Annotated in this window: 16 protein-coding genes and 1 pseudogene; 8 read left to right on the forward strand and 9 right to left on the reverse strand. The window is 68.7% G+C overall.

What is annotated here, in order from left to right:
• Nucleotides 1–104: 104 nt before the first annotated feature.
• A complete protein-coding gene (locus tag AB0B98_RS08690; RefSeq protein WP_357361592.1) occupies nucleotides 105–1,694 on the reverse strand; it encodes a hypothetical protein in 1,590 nt (529 codons plus the stop codon).
• Nucleotides 1,695–1,702: 8 nt separating this feature from the next.
• Entirely contained in the window at nucleotides 1,703–2,593 is an 891-nt protein-coding gene (locus AB0B98_RS08695; RefSeq protein ID WP_357361593.1) for an ABC transporter ATP-binding protein, read from the reverse strand.
• A 207-nt stretch (nucleotides 2,594–2,800) separates the two neighbouring features.
• Here AB0B98_RS08695 and AB0B98_RS08700 point away from each other — a divergent pair, with 207 nt between their 5' ends.
• The 3 genes from AB0B98_RS08700 to AB0B98_RS08710 are packed head-to-tail and all read left to right on the forward strand — an operon-like array spanning nucleotide 2,801 to nucleotide 5,603.
• Entirely contained in the window at nucleotides 2,801–3,727 is a 927-nt protein-coding gene (locus AB0B98_RS08700) for an ABC transporter ATP-binding protein (protein WP_357361594.1), read from the forward strand.
• Nucleotides 3,705–4,493 carry an ABC transporter permease subunit gene (locus AB0B98_RS08705; RefSeq protein WP_357361595.1) on the forward strand — a complete coding sequence of 263 codons (789 nt, stop codon included), beginning with the start codon at nucleotides 3,705–3,707 and terminating at the stop codon, nucleotides 4,491–4,493. The genes AB0B98_RS08700 and AB0B98_RS08705 overlap by 23 nt, the downstream gene beginning before the upstream one ends.
• Before the next feature lie 60 nt (nucleotides 4,494–4,553).
• Nucleotides 4,554–5,603, forward strand: coding sequence for a helix-turn-helix domain-containing protein (locus AB0B98_RS08710; protein ID WP_357361596.1), 1,050 nt, complete (start codon nucleotides 4,554–4,556; stop codon nucleotides 5,601–5,603).
• A 15-nt stretch (nucleotides 5,604–5,618) separates the two neighbouring features.
• On the opposite strand, the gene nhaA is transcribed toward AB0B98_RS08710, so the two are convergent.
• The 5 genes from nhaA to AB0B98_RS08735 form a co-directional block, all read right to left on the reverse strand.
• The gene (gene nhaA / locus AB0B98_RS08715; RefSeq protein ID WP_357361597.1) at nucleotides 5,619–6,938 is read right to left on the reverse strand and encodes a Na+/H+ antiporter NhaA; all 1,320 of its coding nucleotides are present in this window, start codon (nucleotides 6,936–6,938) and stop codon (nucleotides 5,619–5,621) included.
• A 126-nt stretch (nucleotides 6,939–7,064) separates the two neighbouring features.
• Nucleotides 7,065–7,364 (reverse strand): BON domain-containing protein, encoded by a 300-nt coding sequence (locus AB0B98_RS08720; protein WP_238668071.1) that lies wholly within the window; start codon nucleotides 7,362–7,364, stop codon nucleotides 7,065–7,067.
• A 193-nt stretch (nucleotides 7,365–7,557) separates the two neighbouring features.
• A complete protein-coding gene (locus tag AB0B98_RS08725) occupies nucleotides 7,558–7,833 on the reverse strand; it encodes a GlsB/YeaQ/YmgE family stress response membrane protein (protein WP_357361598.1) in 276 nt (91 codons plus the stop codon).
• Nucleotides 7,834–8,013: 180 nt separating this feature from the next.
• Complete coding sequence (locus AB0B98_RS08730) at nucleotides 8,014–8,631, reverse strand: STAS domain-containing protein (RefSeq protein ID WP_357361599.1); 618 nt, start codon at nucleotides 8,629–8,631, stop codon at nucleotides 8,014–8,016.
• Between the two features lie 148 nt (nucleotides 8,632–8,779).
• Entirely contained in the window at nucleotides 8,780–9,193 is a 414-nt protein-coding gene (locus AB0B98_RS08735) for an STAS domain-containing protein (RefSeq protein WP_357361600.1), read from the reverse strand.
• 154 nt (nucleotides 9,194–9,347) lie between these two features.
• Here AB0B98_RS08735 and AB0B98_RS08740 point away from each other — a divergent pair, with 154 nt between their 5' ends.
• From AB0B98_RS08740 to AB0B98_RS08750, 3 genes are read left to right on the forward strand one after another with little or no spacing between them, the layout of a single operon-like run.
• A complete protein-coding gene (locus AB0B98_RS08740) occupies nucleotides 9,348–10,037 on the forward strand; it encodes a response regulator transcription factor (RefSeq protein WP_238668067.1) in 690 nt (229 codons plus the stop codon).
• Nucleotides 10,034–11,389, forward strand: a complete 1,356-nt coding sequence (locus AB0B98_RS08745) for a HAMP domain-containing sensor histidine kinase (protein WP_357361601.1) — start codon at nucleotides 10,034–10,036, stop codon at nucleotides 11,387–11,389. Before AB0B98_RS08740 ends, AB0B98_RS08745 begins: the two co-directional genes overlap by 4 nt.
• The gene (locus AB0B98_RS08750; RefSeq protein ID WP_357361602.1) at nucleotides 11,386–11,949 is read left to right on the forward strand and encodes a GerMN domain-containing protein; all 564 of its coding nucleotides are present in this window, start codon (nucleotides 11,386–11,388) and stop codon (nucleotides 11,947–11,949) included. The genes AB0B98_RS08745 and AB0B98_RS08750 overlap by 4 nt, the downstream gene beginning before the upstream one ends.
• A gap of 967 nt (nucleotides 11,950–12,916) precedes the next feature.
• On the opposite strand, the pseudogene AB0B98_RS08755 reads toward AB0B98_RS08750, so the two are convergent.
• Both AB0B98_RS08755 and AB0B98_RS08760 read right to left on the reverse strand, forming a co-directional pair.
• A pseudogene (locus AB0B98_RS08755) lies at nucleotides 12,917–13,000 on the reverse strand (DUF2610 domain-containing protein); the annotation flags it as partial.
• A gap of 261 nt (nucleotides 13,001–13,261) precedes the next feature.
• Entirely contained in the window at nucleotides 13,262–13,723 is a 462-nt protein-coding gene (locus AB0B98_RS08760; RefSeq protein WP_357361603.1) for a nitroreductase/quinone reductase family protein, read from the reverse strand.
• A 320-nt stretch (nucleotides 13,724–14,043) separates the two neighbouring features.
• On the opposite strand from AB0B98_RS08760, the gene AB0B98_RS08765 reads away from it, so the two are divergent.
• Nucleotides 14,044–14,802, forward strand: coding sequence for an SDR family oxidoreductase (locus tag AB0B98_RS08765; protein WP_357361604.1), 759 nt, complete (start codon nucleotides 14,044–14,046; stop codon nucleotides 14,800–14,802).
• Nucleotides 14,803–14,943: 141 nt separating this feature from the next.
• A complete protein-coding gene (locus tag AB0B98_RS08770) occupies nucleotides 14,944–15,855 on the forward strand; it encodes an AraC family transcriptional regulator (RefSeq protein ID WP_357361605.1) in 912 nt (303 codons plus the stop codon).
• The last annotated feature ends 151 nt before the right edge of the window (nucleotides 15,856–16,006 follow it).

Below are 16,006 nucleotides of genomic sequence, written 5' to 3' on the forward strand. Positions count from 1 at the left end.
CACTGACGGAGACCGCACCACCTTCGCCGCGACACCACGGCGATTCTGGTCAAGCTCGGTGGCTCCCGGGCAGCCGATCGCGGCTGCTGCGACGGCTACCCCGCTCAGGCATAGAGGTCACGCCGACGGTAGCCGATCGTGCCGGCGACCACTCCTGCTGCGGCGATGCCGACCATCCCCAACGCTGACGGCCATGCCGGTGCGGTGGCCGGGACCGCGGCCAGGTGCGCGAACGGGGACAGCGCCCGGATCCAGGAGGGCGCGTCGATGCTGTCGGCGAGGACCTGCCACAGGAACCCGCCAGCGGCCGGGAGGGCGCCGATCGCCGCGACAGCGCGCGGTGTCCATCCGAGCGCCAGGACGGCAGCTCCCAGACAGAGCAGCACGACCGGCACGACGTTCCAGGCGCCGACGAGCGCGTCACCGGCCCCAAGGCCGGCATCGACAGTGGCCGTGCCGGCCCACATGGCGACGCCCGCCACAGTGATCAGGACCAGCGCGGCGCAACCAGCGACGGCCGCTTCGGCGGCCAACTGCCGTGCCCGGGTCACCGGTGCGGCCAGCAGCAGGGTGAGACGCCGGGCGTTCTCGTCCGCGGCGGTGGCGGCGAGCCGCACGGCGACGAACACCCCGGCCGGGATGGCCAGCAGCGTGTACAGGGTGGCCGCGTAGCCCTCGACCGTGCCGAGTGCCGGGAAGCCGGCCTGGGCCGCCATGGCCGCGAAATCGGGGTTGCCGGTAAGGAATTCGGTCATGGACCGGGCGATCAGGCCCAGGAGCAGCAAGTACGCGCCGGTCCCGGCCGACCATGCGGCCAGCGGTCGCATGGTGCGCCGTACTGCGAAGGCGGGCACCGAACCGAGCAACGCGGTACGCGCCGGCCGACTGCCGCGCGTCGCAAGAATCGCCGCGCCGACGTCACGCCGCGCCGCAAGCCGACCGGCGAACGCCAGCAGCAGCACCGCGGCGAACGCCAGCACCAACACCGGCAACCCTCGATTGCTGTCGAACGGGCGGGTCAACGCCAAGAGGCCGAACGGGGACAGCCACCGCAGCCAGGCCAGCGCGGGCACACCGTCGCCGACCATCCGCGTGAGGAGCCCCACGACCAGGACGGCGGCGGCGGCACCGTTGGCCGCCGAACGGCTGACGAACAGCTGCGCGCTGACGCCCCCGACGGCGACGAAGAAGAGCCCGACGGCGGCGAGGCCGGTGCCGTGCAACAACGAACCCGCGGCGTCCACGCCCGCAGCGATCATCGCCGCTGCGGTCGCCGCTCCAACGAGGACCGGAACGACGGCCAGCACACCGAGGTGCTGGCGGACCGCCTCGGCGAGGGTGATGCGGCCGGACAGCAACAGACTCCACCGGCCGGCGTCCTCCTCCCCGCGGGTGATCCGGGTGGCGGCCAGCATCGCCCACACTCCGAGCAGGACCGCCAGGACGGTGCCTGTACGCCACACCGTGAACCCGCCCGCATTGTCGAGCGCGACCGGTTCGCCGAACAGGGTGCGGATCGCCGTGTTGCGGGCCAGCGCCGCCACCGCCGCCGGATCCAGTGCCTCGCTGCGGTAGCCGACAACCACCAGGGCGGACATGCCCGCGCACACAGCGGTCACGACCAGAGCACCACGGCGCACCTGGCACACCGCGAGCCCTCTCAGCACACGCTCCGGGCGGGCTGCTGCCGCCATGATCGCGATCATCGGGCGTTCTGCCCGTAGTAGGCGAGGAAGATCTCCTCCAGGCTCTGCTCCCGGACGACGATCGTCGCCACATCGGCGTCGGCCAGGGCGCGCAGCGCCGCGGCGGGGGAGCCGTTCAAGGTGAACCGCACTGTTTCGGTGCCGTCTGTGTGCAGGCCGTGGACGCCGTGGACGCCGGTGAGGTTCGGTGGCGTGCCGGTGAATGTCGCGGCCACTTCGGTGTGGTGCAGTCGACGTAGCTGTGCGACGGACGCCACCTCCACCAGTTCACCGGCGCGCAGGATACCGACGCGGTCGCAGACCGCCTCGACCTCGGCGAGCTGGTGGGAGCTGAGGAACACCGTCTGCCCGTTGTCACGGGCGACCCCGACCGCCTGCCGGAACTGCAGTTCCATGAGCGGGTCCAAGCCACTGGTCGGCTCGTCGAGCACCAGCAGAGGCGCCCGGGTGGCGAACGCCGCGATCAGGGCGATCTTCTGCCGGTTGCCCGTCGAGTAGGTGCCGGCCGGTTTGGACACGTCCAGCGCGAATCGTTGAATGAGCTCGTCGCGGTAGGCGGTGTCCGTGCCGGGGCCGATCCGGGCGAGCAGGTCCAGCACCTCGGCTCCGGTCATCCGTGGCCACAGCGCCACATCCGCCGGCACGTAGGCGAGCCTGCGGTGGGCCGCGGCGACATCGGCGGTATCGGTGTCGAAGACCCAGGCCCGTCCGGAGGTGGGTCGGGCAAGGCCGAGCAGCAGCCGGATCGTCGTTGACTTTCCGGCACCGTTGGGGCCGAGAAACCCGAACACCTCACCCGCCGCGACGTCGAGGGTGAGGTCATCGAGGGCGAGCAGCCGTCCGTACCGCTTGGACAGATGTTCGGTGCGCAGGGCAGAAACGCCCATCGGAGCCTCCAGAGCCGCAGCAGGACATGACCTGCCGACCAGACTCCCCGGCGCACCTGACGTGAGAGTACTCCCGGCGGTCGCGGCGCGGAGGCCCCCGGGCTGGTGATCGGACTACTGGCTTCCGATGTTCGGCAACAGCCTCTGTGTCATGTCGGCCGGATGCTGACCTGGATGCCAGGTAGCAAGGCCGGCGACGATGTGGGCATGACAAGCGACATCGCCCTGCTCACCGAGGACCTGACCAAGTTCTATGGTCAGCGTCGCGGTATCGAGGGGCTCAACCTGGAGGTTCGCGCCGGGGAGGTGGTGGGGTTCCTGGGACCGAACGGAGCCGGGAAGACCACCACGATCCGGCTGCTGTTGGACTTCCTGCGCCCCACTCGTGGACACGCGACTGTGCTCGGGCTCGACCCGCGCAGGGACAGGACCGCACTGCACCGGCAGATCGGCTACCTGCCCGGCGAGCTCGTGTTTCCCGGCCGGGACAAGGCGGAAGACCTGCTGCGCTTCTTCGCCGCGGCGCGCGGCGGCGTGGCCTGGTCGCAGGTGACCGAGCTCGCGGAGCGGCTCGACCTGGACCTCTCGCGCTCGGTACGGACGATGAGTAAGGGCAACAAGCAGAAGGTCGGGTTGGTGCAGGCGTTCATGCACCGGCCGGCGGTACTGGTCCTGGATGAGCCGACCAGTGGCCTGGATCCACTCATGCAGCAGGAGTTCCTGGCCATGGTCCGCGACGCCAGTGGTGCTGGGCAGACCGTCTTCATGTCCTCTCATGTCCTGGCCGAGGTGCAGCAGGCGGCCGACCGGGTCGCCATCGTCCGCGACGGAGAGTTGGCCGCGGTCGAGCGGGTCGAGTCACTGGGGAAGCGGGCGGTCCGCGCCGTCGAGATTCATTTCGACGATCCGGTGGACCCGGCAGAGTTCAGTGTCCTGCCCGGCGTGAGTGACGTGGTGGTGTCCGGCCCGGTGCTGAAATGCACTGTCGATGGCCGCATCGATCCGGTGATCAAGGCAGCGGCGCGTCATCAGGTGGTCGACATGTTGTCGGCCGAGCCTGACCTGGAAGAGACGTTCCTGTCGTTCTACTACCACGGGGAAGGAGCCGGCGATGCTTCCCGCGCTGGTGCGTAAGACCTGGCGTGACGACCGGCTGGCATTGATCGGGTGGGCCGGTGGCGTCGCCGCTTTCACCGCCATCTACACCTCGTTCTACAGCCAGTTCCAGGGCGCCGCGGAGCTGAAGCAGGACGCGATGCCCCAGGGCATGCTGGACTTCCTCGGCATCGCCGACATGCTGTCGCCCGCCGGTTATCTGCAGGCGACCATCTTCAGCCTGGTCGGCCCACTGCTGGTCCTGATGTGCGCCATCACGCTGACTGCCCGCACGATCGCTCGGCCGGAGGAGGACGGCGGCATGGAGCTGATGCTGGCCAATCCGGTCTCGCGAGCCGCTTTCGCCTGGCAACGGGTGGCCGCCGCCGGCAGCGCGCTCACCGGGATCGCCGCCATTCCGGGGATCCTGCTGATGATCATTGTTCCCTGGATCGGCATGGACATCCCCCTGGCGAACGTCGCCGCCGCGTCCGCCGGCCTGGTCGCCCTGGTGTGGAGCTTCGCTGGCGTCGCCTTCCTCGTTGGCGCCGCCACCGGAAAACGGGCTGTCGTCCTCGCGATCACCGGTGGCCTTGCCCTGGCCGCCTACATGGCCAACGCCATCGGCGGCATGCTCGACGGGTGGCACTGGGTGCGCTGGCTGTCACCGTTCCACTACTTCATCGGCACGGATCCGCTGCACACCGGCTGGCATCCGGTCGAGCTTCTCGCCCTCGTGCTCCTCGGTGCCGCAACCACGACCGCCGGAGTCATCGTGTTCGACCGTCGCGACATCGGTGTGTAAACCTGAGGCTGGGGGCCTCCGCTTACCGGCGGCCACCAGCACGCCGACAAGGAACAGCCCATGAGCGACGACAATTGGCTGGCGGCCAACTGCCAGGATCTGCTGTACGTCCCGGCCAGTGCCCGACGTCAGGCAGCGGTCAACCTGGGTGCCCGCGCAGCGGATGAGGGGCTGACGCTGCCCGATCTTCTTACCGGTCTGCTGGATGCCACCACTGCCCACTGGAACGCCACACCGGTCGCGTCGACCGACACCGCCGCCGCCGTGCATTCCCGCGCCGAGACACTGCTGGACACCGCCCGTGTCCTGCTCACCGATGCCGTGGACGGGTACACCCGGCAGAACCGCGCCGAGCTGGATCGCCACGACAACGAACGTGCCACATTCGTCAACGACCTGCTCACCGGCCGCGCCGACCCAGGAGGTCTGGCCGAGCGCGCACACCGGTACGGCATCCGCCTGTCGGCCACCCACACCGTCCTCATCGCCCGTGCGGCCGGCCTGACTCCCGGCATCACGCACCGCATCGATGCCGCACTGGCCTCCAGGTTCGGCGAAGGCAACACCCTCACCACCCTCCGCGACGGCGACGTGGTCTGCATCAGCGCCGGCGGTCTACGCGGCATCGCGGCCGAACTCGCCCACCTGCTCCTCACCGAACTCGGCGCGGGCAACTGGCAGATCGCGGTCGGCCGTACCCAAGCCGGGGTGCAGGGCCTGGCCACGTCCCTCGACGAGGCCCGCCACACACTCGACTACGCCGTCAGGCTCGGCTTCACCACGCCCGTCCTCAATGCCGCCGACCTGCTGGTGTTCCCCGTGCTGCTGCGTGACCGCGACGCCATCACCGACCTGGTCACCACGGTCCTCGGGCCACTGACCACGGCGCGCGGCGGTGCCGAGCCGTACCTGGAGACCCTGACCGTGCTCTTCGACAACCAGGGCAACCACACCGCAACCGCCCGGCAGATGCACCTGTCCGTCCGCGCGATCACCTACCGACTCGACCGCATCCGGGACCTGACCGGCTACCACCCCGGTGAGCCGACCCAACGGTTCACGCTGCAGACAGCCGTACTCGGCGCTCGACTGCTCGGCTGGCCGCCGTAGCCCAGGAGCGCCAGATCAGGACGGGGTCGTCCTGGTCGGCTGCTCCTCATAGACGTCGGGCACCCCATCGGCGTCGCTGTCACGCTCCTCCAGCGCGCAGACCCCCTGGTAATGCCGATTACGAGCGCGGAGAACGACGGTTGCCAGCACCGCCGACAGCAGCGACCCGAGCAGAACGCCGATCTTGGAATGGTCGTCGCGTTCGCTGCCGGCGCCGAACGCCAATTCACCGATCAGTAGCGACACGGTGAAACCGACCCCGGCCAGCAGCGCCAACCCCACCATGTCCCACCAGGCCAGCCCTTCCGCGAGCCGGGCCCGGGTGAACCGCTGCACGAGCCAGGTGGCACCGAGAACGCCCGCCGCCTTACCCACCACCAATCCCATGATCACGCCCAGGGCGACCGAGTCGGTCAGGGTTGCGCCGAGGCCACCCGCCCCGGCAACCGAAACTCCGGCGGCGAAGAACGCGAACACCGGCACCGCGACCCCGGCGGACAGGGGTCGGATTCGGTGTTCGAAGTGCTCCGCCAGGCCAGGCCCAGGTCCCGGCTTGCGGCGTAGCACCGGCACGGTGAAGGCCAGCGCGACCCCGGCGACGGTGGCATGCACCCCGGAAGCGTGCACCAGTGCCCACGCCGTGGCGGCCAGCGGCAGCAGCAGCCACCAGGACCGCACCCGGCGCTGCACCAGCAGACCGAACAGCGCCATCGGGGCCAGCGCGAGCAGCAGCAGCCCGAAGTGCAGGGTACTGGTGTAGAAGACCGCGATGATCACAATGGCCAGCAGGTCGTCGACCACCGCGAGGGTGAGCAGAAACGTGCGCATCGCCGAGGGCAGGCTCGTGTTGATCACTCCGAGCACGGCGAGGGCGAACGCGATGTCCGTGGCGGTCGGGATCGCCCACCCGGTCAACGCCCCGTCGCCGGCCCCGAGGTTGAACGCCACGTAGATCAGCGCCGGCAGCGTCATGCCGCCGAGCGCAGCGGCGACCGGCAGCATCGCCCGGCGGGGCTCGCGCAGGTCACCGGCGACGAACTCGCGCTTGAGCTCCAGCCCGGCGACGAAGAAGAAGATCGCCAGCAGGCCATCGGCGGCCCACTGCGCCAACGAGAGGTCCAGATGCAGCGCCGCAGGGCCCACTGTGACGTCCGCGAGCGACCGGTACGCGTCGGACCAGGGCGAATTCGCCCAGGCGAGGGCGAGCACGGCGGCGATCAGCAGCAGGACCCCACCGACCGTTTCGGTCCGGAGAATGTCCCCGATCCGGCGTACCTCAGGCCAACTCCTGCGGCTGAGCAGGAGTGGCGTGCGGTTCGCCGGTGGGCGGCTCACCGTGGTCCTCCGTGGGGTCGGTGACGAAGTCGCCGACCAGTCTTCCCGGCACACCGGCTACTACGTCAGCCAAGCGACGACCATCAGCCTGTCACCGCCCCTGAAAGCGTCACCGGTGATCGTCGGTCACCGGTGACCACGCCGTGGGCCGCTGAGCCGCAGTGTGTTGCAGAGGTCGAAGACGCCCGGCACGTCGTAGGCGAGGTCCGCCGCGACCTGCCGCGCGTTCGCGTCACTCACCACGCCGGCGAGGATGACGACCCGGTTCTGCACGGAGACGGTGATCTGCTGACGCCGCGTGGTCCAGTCGATGCTCAATCGCTGCGCGACCAGCGCCTCGAGTCTCAGGTCCTCGTGGTCCGGTGCGGCCTGGTGCGAGGTGTCGGCGGACCAGTTCTCATCGGGCAACGGCCATGGCATGTGCATGGTCAGCTCCTTGGACTGTGACGAGGTCGGGAGAGATGGCGGACGGCGAGCCGGTGGCGGCCTCACGCCGGTCAGGAACGCGACCGGGTGGGACTCAAGAAATGTCACTCCTGCTCCTCGTCCACCTTGAGCGGAATCCGGCCTGACCGTGCTTGTGGTTCACCTCTGGTGCTGGCGCTGCGTCGTCTCCGGTTCAGGGGGAGTCGGATGGGTCGGGCCTGGCGGTGGCCACGACGAGCGCGACGCCAATGCCGGCGAGACCGACCTGGATGACCAGGGTCAGGAGGTTGAGGGTGCTGGTATCGACGCCCGCGAGACGGGCGACGATGCTGCCCGCCAGCGCGGCGACCACCGCGACGGAGACGGTCAGCCAGATCGGAGCCTCCTGGCGTCCTGGAATGACGAGCCTGCCGAGCAGGCCGATAGCGACGCCGACGAGGAGCGCGATGACGAGACCAGCGATACTCATGGGCTGCCTCGAATCTCCTTCGAGTACGGGTGCTACCACAAGGTGGGGATCGGTTCCCGAAAGCCGCCGCGGCACCAGCGGCCGCGTTCGAACGTCCCCTGACTCCTAACGATCCGATCCCATGGGTGTCAGATGTCGCTGCGGGCGACGAAGATGCCCTCGCTTCGGGACCGAGTTCGATCAGGAACGAGTGGCCTTGGCGGCGGTTGCGGTTGGTTGCGCCACAGCCGACCCCTTCGACAGTTGGGCGAGGGCTTCTTCGGGGCTGTCGAAGATGGGGAAGGCACCGTCCAGGCGCATGGTGTGCAGGACGGTACGGATGAACCGCGAGGGCGCGGCCAGGCAGAGGGTGGCCCCACGGTCTCGGGCCTCGCGGTGGGCGCGGACGAGGTGACCGAGGCCGGTGGAGTCGATGAGGTGTACTCGGCTCAGATCAACCACCACGTGCCCGCCCATGTCGGCTGCGTGACGCAGGGCGGTGCGCAGGGTGTCCCCGGTATCGAGATCGACGTCACCGGCGGCGGCGACAACGGTCACGTCGTCGAGGTGGTCGATGCCGAGGATGCCACCAGGACCGTGGTCGACGCACGACGCATGGCCGCCACCAGGGAGCGGCAGGAGGCTGCAGTGCGGGCAGCGGTGCGGGCCGGTGGCGAACGGTGAACCGCTCCAGCCCTGTTCGGACACCAGGGTCCAGACGACCTCCGCGTCGGGGAGCACGCACGCGGTGGCCTTGACGGTGTCGCCGCAGGTGTCGCAGATCAGGGTCATCAGGTGGTCGTCTGGGACAACTGTCATTGTGCTGGTCCTTCCTGGGGCCGTGTCTTTCGGTGCTGTGACACGGCATTCGTGCAGTGCCGAAGCGGAGATGGCTCCCGAATCTGGTGTTTCCCTGCCGGGTGGCGGTCGAGCCCGATGGTGGGAGAGGTGAGACCACTGGCGATTGTCAGTGCGGGGCTCTTACCGCGGCGCGGCCATGAGCGACCAACGCCGGTGGGGTGGAGGTGGGTTCCTGTCCCGTCGTGGGCGTGCAGGACGACGACGAGGCAGTGTCGACGACCGGCAGAATCTGGTCCAGACGGGCCGTGTGCAGGATGCGTCGGATGCGCGGGTTCGGATTGCGGACGGTGAGGACGCCGTCGGCGCGGGCCAGCCGCCGGTGCACATCCAGCAGGAGGCCGATGGCAGCGGCGTCGATGTGCCGGCACCCGGACAGGTCGACCACGACCTGTGCGGGATGCAGGGTCAGCAGGCGGTCGAACACTGCTCCGGTCGCCGGCAGGCAGGCCAGGTCGAACTCGGTGATGCACACCTCGACGAGCGGCAGCGTGCACGGCGTGGTTGCCAGAGGCCCTGTCACGGGCACACCCCTCTCCTTCACGGACGCGGTCGTCTAGGACCCTGCCGTGCCGGCTTGGCGGTCACCACGCGGATCTGTGACAGTTCCGTGACAAATCTGCCAACCGGCCGCCACGGTTGGCCGCCGAGCTGGTCGTGTGGGGATGATTCCCGGTATGACGGCCGTGCTGGTGATCGAGGACGACGACCGAATCCGTCTGGCGTTGTTGCTCGCGCTCGAGGACGAGGGCTACGACGCTCTCGGCGCGGCCACGGCCGAGGAGGGCCTGCGCGTGCAGCGCCGCGACCCGGCCGACTACGTGCTGGTCGACTTGATGCTGCCCGGCCTCGACGGCTTCGAGTGCATCAGGCAGCTGCGCCGTGACGACGACGTGCCGATCGTGGTGGTCAGCGCCCGTGACGACACGCACGACATCGTCGCCGCTCTTGAAGCCGGCGCCGACGACTATGTCGTCAAACCGGTGGCGATCAAGGAATTGACCGCGCGGCTGCGCGCCCTGCGCCGTCGCGCCCGTGCCGGCGTCGCGGGGCAGTCGCCGGAGCCCGTGCCCGTGCTCGTGGTCGGCGAGCTGGAGATCAGCCCGGACGGGGGAGAGGTGCGTCGAGCCGGACAACCCGTACCGGTCACCCGCACCGAATTCCGGCTGCTGTGCGAGCTGGCCGAGCACGCCGGCCGGGTGCTGTCCCGCCAGCAACTGCTCGAACGGGTCTGGGGGTACGACAGCGGCGACGAACGGCTCGTCGATGTGCACGTCGGCCGCCTGCGGCAGAAGATCGAGTCAGACCCGGCGAACCCGCGGCACCTGGTCACCCTGCGGGGCCTGGGCTACAAGCTGCAACGATGAGACGCCTCGGACTGCGTACCCGGGTCACTGTCGCGTTCGCCGTCGGCGCGCTCCTGCTCTCAGCGTCGATGGCCCTGGTCTCCTACGACTTGACCCGCCGGTCCCTACTCGACGAGCGGGAACGCACCGCCCTGCGCGCCGCCTACTTCGACGCCACCGTCGTTCGTGCCGGGCTCGACACCGACACCCCCGATGTGGTGGAGGTGCTTCGGTCGCTGGACACGGGCGGGAGTCGGCGGCCGGTGCTGCACCTGAACGGCGAGTGGTATGCCCGTACCGCCGACCCCACCACCACCGCTGCCATCCCGGTTGAGCTGCGTCGGGTCGTCGGGGCCGGTGAGCCCGCAGTGCAGCGGGTACGTGTCGACGGCCAATCTGTCCTGGTCGTCGGAGTGCCCCTGTCGGCGTCGGCGACGTACTTCGAGGTCAACTCGCTCCGGGAGCTGGAACAGACGTTCCAGGTTCTGGCGCTCGCGCTGACCACCGTCGCGATCATGGTCGCCGGCTCCGGCGCGGCGCTCGGCTGGTACGCCACCCGGCACGGGCTACGGCCGCTGACGGCGGTCGCCGACGCGGCCGGAAAGATCGCCGCCGGTGACTTCACCGCCCGCCTCGACAAAACCACCGACCCCGACCTGACCCGGTTGTCCTCGTCGTTCAACCAGATGGTCGACCGGCTGGCGCACCGCATCGAGCGGGACCGGCGCTTCGCCGCCGACGTCAGCCACGAGCTGCGCTCACCACTGCAGACCCTCGCCGCGGCGGCCAGCGTGCTGGCACGTCGTCGGGAACACCAGGACGAACGAACCGCCATCGCGGCCGGGCTCGTCGCCGACGAGATCGACCGTTTCCAGCGGCTCGTCAACGACCTGATCGACCTGGCCCGCAGTGACCAGCCCGCCCACCGGGCCTCCGTGGACGTCGTCGCGCTGGCCCGCGATGCCTGCCGCGCCCTCGACCTGCCCACGGCGCTCGTCCATCTCGCACCCGACGTGCCGGCGACGTGGCTGGTTGAGCGACGCCGTGTCGCACAGGTCCTGGCGAACCTGCTCGACAACGCGGTGACCTACGGAGGCGGTCCTGCAGGCGTCCGGCTGGGCCGCGACGGTAGCGCCGGCATCATCGAAGTCGAGGACGACGGACCCGGTGTGCCCGTCGAGGACCGCGAGGCGATCTTCGACCGTTTCGTCCGGGGACGAGCAGCTCACACCCGCGGCACAAACGACGGCACAGGGCTCGGACTCGCGCTGGTCGCACAGCACGCCGCAGCACACGCCGGACACGTCACCGTCGGTGACCGGTCCGGCGGAGGCGCCTGCTTCCGTGTCACACTGCCGGAGAGCCTGCCATGAACCATCGTCATTTCGTCGTGCTGGCGCTTGCCGTGCTGCTGACCGGCTGCAGCATTCCCACCGATGATGCCCCCCGGGTGGTGCGGGCACCGCAAGGACCATTCCAGAGCTCCGCGCCCGCCGACACCAGCGCACCAGTCGGCCCTGCCGCCGAAACGCTCTGCTTTGTCCGCGACAACCGCATCATCTCTTTCGTCCGGCGCGTCGACCGACCGCCAACGATCGAGGATCAACTGCGGCAACTGCTGGTCGGACCCACCGCGGCCGAACGCGACACCGACTTGACCAGCGCGCTGCCGGGAGCGGTCAACGCCGCTGGTGTCACACTGACCGGCACCCAGGCCCGCATTGTGGTCGACAAACCCGGCGACGATGCCGGCCGCAGCGACGAGGTCCTCGCCTTCGGGCAGATCGTTTGCACTCTTACCAGCCGCGACGACGTCACCACCGTCACGTTTTCCCGTGATGGCCGACCTCTCAGAGTGCCTCGCGCCGACGGTTCGCTGTCCGACCAGCCCCTCACTCGCGCCGATTTCGCACCACTGATCACCCCTCGTTGACCTTCGTCTCCACTACGCCTGGACCAGCGCCAGGCCGAGCATCGGGACCGCTACCGCCGCCAGCAGCGGTGCCGCTATCCCGCCCAACCCATCAGGAGCCCGGTAGGTGCCGTAGGGATTCGAAGGAGCCGCACCGTAGCTGGCGATACGCCTAGCAGCGATACCAATCGAGCGGTGATCGAGCAGGAGCGCCGCCCGCCCGGGTCATCTCGGCGGCAGTCAGCGACGCCTACGCCGATTGCTGCGCCGCACGCTCCGTCTTCGCCACCCACGTGCCGCTGAGTACGACCGCGAACACGAGAGTGCCAAGCATCCAGGCGAGCCAGGAAGGGCCGTCAGGGCGCACTACGGTCCATACCACGATCAGGGACCCGATCAACACGACCGCGAGGGCGACCAGATAACCAACGCCGGCGGCGCTGGCCGGAATAGGCAGACGAGTTCCCGAGACTTTCGCCGCGATACGGCTAGTCACTGCCACGGATAGGGCCGCGATGACGAGAAAGAGGCCCGCGATCTGTTGCGACAGAAGACCGCTTGCCGCGGTTGCGGCACCTGCGATTACTCCGATTACCGCGTAGTACCACCGTGGAGCGACAATCTGTCGGTCAGCCACACTCGCCCGGGCATATGATTCCTGGCCTTCAGCTGATGCCGGGTCCATAGCCGCAAGTCAACCCCTGGCCCCCTGCGGTGTCAAGCCCGTCGCGAATGGGGGCGGGAGGTGGGGCGAGTCCGGTTGTCGACCAGGGTCGAGGCTTTCGAAAATGGTGGCTCCTGCACCTTCCGTCCGAAGACCTCGACGTTCTCCACGCTACTTCCGGGCTCCTGACCTGACCGCTTCGCCGTCCGGAGGACCCTGATCTGACGTCGCCCAGGTGTCGGTGGTAGCGGTATCCGCTGATCCGTCCACCGGGACGGGTGGCACCGGATTGTCATCAGCGTCAGCGAGGGCCATGTCCCTGGCCTAGGTGCAGAGCTCTGTGTAGGAGACATTGTTTTCGTTGGCGATGCTCAACAACTTCGCGAACGAGTCCATCACTTCCAACGGAACTGACCTGCCGTATCACTGGCCGCATCTCGTCACGCCTTGTCGGACCAGGCTGGGTCCACGACCAGGGCACCCGATGCGACTGCAAGGACATCGGCCTGACCGAGCCGGCGTCGTTCCGCACTTCCTGACCGTCTGCCTGGAAATCCCCCGGCTGAGGACAGCCGTCAGGGCCCAGAGCCCTCGGGTGTCGTGGCGCAGGCGAGGGTGGCGGCGGCCAGCAGTAGCGCGCAGACTGCCGCTCCATGTCGTCCGGTGTGGTCAACTCAGCGGCTGGCGCAGCCGTTCGTCGTCGAAGGCGATCTCTATCAGCGGGCTGTGCTCGAGCCAGTCCTCCAAGCGCTGGCGTTGGGTGACGCGCGTGCACAAACCGGGCTCGTCCTGCAGTGCGACGACCGCGGACAGTACGCGATGGCGCACCGTGGGATCCTCGACCGGCACTGCGGTGGCCGGCAGGTCCGCCCGGACGCCGTTCTTGAGGTGGACGGTGAAGTGCGGGTGCGCTGACAGGTTGGCGTTCCAGCTTCGGGGCACCGGCATCCCGCTGAGGTACCAGCGGCCGTCGACGTGGTGGAACCAGATCTCGATGCGCCTCGGGCGGCCGGTGCGCCGGCCCAGGGTCGTGATGTCGATGGTGCGGGCCTCGCGCGGCGAGCCCGGGCCGATGGCCAGAGCGCGCCTGACCGCGCCCACGTCGTAGCTTCTGTCCGTGGTGTCGGTCATGGTCGGCTGCCTCACTCGTCCTGACGGAATGGCTTTTGGGGCAAGTCAAACCTCACGCCGGGAGGGCTGCTAGGGGCATCCTGGCGGATCCTTGCACGATCCTGCTCACGCGTAGGCACAACGACGGGCCGGGCACGTCCGGCAAGGGCCGACGCTCCTTGCGCGGCGGGCAGGAGCGGGGTCGGCTGACGCGGCCCATCCGAGAGGATTGGGCAAGAGACGAAGAGGATCGCTCTTTTCGCGGGTCCGGCACAGCGGTCTCCTGGAAGGGACACATTCCCCACGGATTCCGACGAATCCTCAGGCCCAGGAGGCACACAATGAAGGTAGCCGTCGTCACCGGTGCCAGCTCCGGCATCGGCCAGAGCGCCGCCCTGCAGATCGCCCGGCGTGGTACCGGCGTCATCCTGACCTACAGCTCCAACGAACAAGGCGCCAAGGACACCGTCGCGCGGATCGAGCAGCAGGGCGGCACTGCCGTGGCGCTGCACCTGGATCTCGGCGATACGGCGGGATTCGCCACCTTCCGGGAGACCGTTGCCGAGGTGCTGCGCGAAACCTTCCAGCGGCACTCCTTCGACCACCTGGTCAACAACGCCGGATTCGCCGGAATGGCGATGATCGAGGACACCCGCGAGGAGGAATTCGACCGGCTCACGGACGGCCTGTTCAAGGGGCCCTTCTTCCTCACCCAGGCCCTGCTGCCGCTCCTCGCCGACGGCGGCGCCATCGTCAACCTGACCAGCAACTCCACGCTGCCCCAGGTGACCGCGCCGGGATACTCCGTCTACGCCGCTCTCAAGGGCGCCGTGGCGGTGATCACCCGCTACATGGCCAAGGAGTTCGGTCCCCGCGGCATCCGCGTGAACTCGGTCGCACCGGGAGCCACCGTCACCCGCTTCGCTGACGACGCGTTCAGCAGGAACCCGGAGATCATCCCGGAACTGGCGAAGACCTTCACTCTCGGCCGCGTCGGGGAGCCCGACGACATCGGCATGGTCATCGCCGTGTTGGTCTCCGAGGAGGGCCGGTGGATCACCGCCCAGGACATCGAAGTTTCCGGAGGCCAGAACCTCTGAACCAACTCCTGGTGGGAGCGACGCCGCCCCACGGCTCGTTGCGCGACGAGCCAGGACAGCCGCCCACGAGCCGCCTTGCCTGGTGGGGACGTCTGTGTGCTCAATCCTGCCAGGTCAACGCCACGGTGTGGAGGTTTGTGCATGAATAGACTCATGTCTGCCCTGGACGAAATGCGTGAGCTTCTCAACCGGCATGCGCGGCCCGACATGAGTACGTCGATCGAGGGCATCAGGGTATGCAAGTTCAACCATCCGAACGCGTCGGCGGCCGGGATGTCCGGGACCGTGCTCGCAGTCATCGCCCAGGGCGGCAAACGCCTCGCCCTGGGCGAGCACCTATACGAGTATGGGCCCGGTGAGTATCTGATCGCCTCTGCCGACCTCCCCGTCACCGGCCATGTCCTGGACACCGGGCAGCCCACCCTCGGCTTCGGCATGACTCTCTCTCCCTCAGCGCTTGCTGAACTCCTCCTGGAAGCCGACCCCCGAGACCTGCCGGCCACCCCACGCACGGCATCGCCAGGCATTGCCGTCTCCACGGCCTCGCCCACACTGCTGGACGCCATCGTGCGCCTCCTGCGACTGCTGGAGCAGCCCGCAGACCGCAAGATCCTCGCTCCCATGGTCAAGCGGGAAATCCTCTGGCATCTCCTGCGAGGTGAGCAGGGAGCCGCCATCCGCCAGCTCGGTCTCGCCGACAGCGGACTGGCCCACATCAACCGCGTCGTACGTCAGATCCGGGAGAACTACGCCACCGCCTTCCGGGTGGAGGACCTGGCGGAAATCGCCGGCATGAGCGTGTCCGCGTTCCACCGCAACTTCCAGACAGTCACCGGGATGAGCCCCATCCAGTTCCAAAAACGCATCCGCCTGCAAGAAGCCCGGCTCCTGCTCGCCAGCCACCCCTCAGACATCACCGGTGTGGGCCTCAGCGTCGGCTACGACAGCCCCTCCCAGTTCAGCCGTGAATACCGTCGCATGTTCGGCACACCGCCCAGCAAGGACACTCAACTCCGCACTCCGGCAGCAGAACTCGTCACTGCGCTGCCCTGAGCCTGATCCTGTCGGGATCGTGGTGTTCCCGCTGTGCGCAGTCACGTACGGGCTGCGACTGATCGTCAGGCATCCATGAAGCGAGTCGCACTCACGTGCGGCGCATGGTGGGCTGGTTTCGGCGTGCGAGAGGCGGCTTTGCGAAAGACTG

It is taken from the genome of Micromonospora sp. NPDC048947, assembly GCF_040649495.1.
Classification (GTDB): Bacteria; Actinomycetota; Actinomycetes; order Mycobacteriales; family Micromonosporaceae; genus Micromonospora; species Micromonospora alfalfae.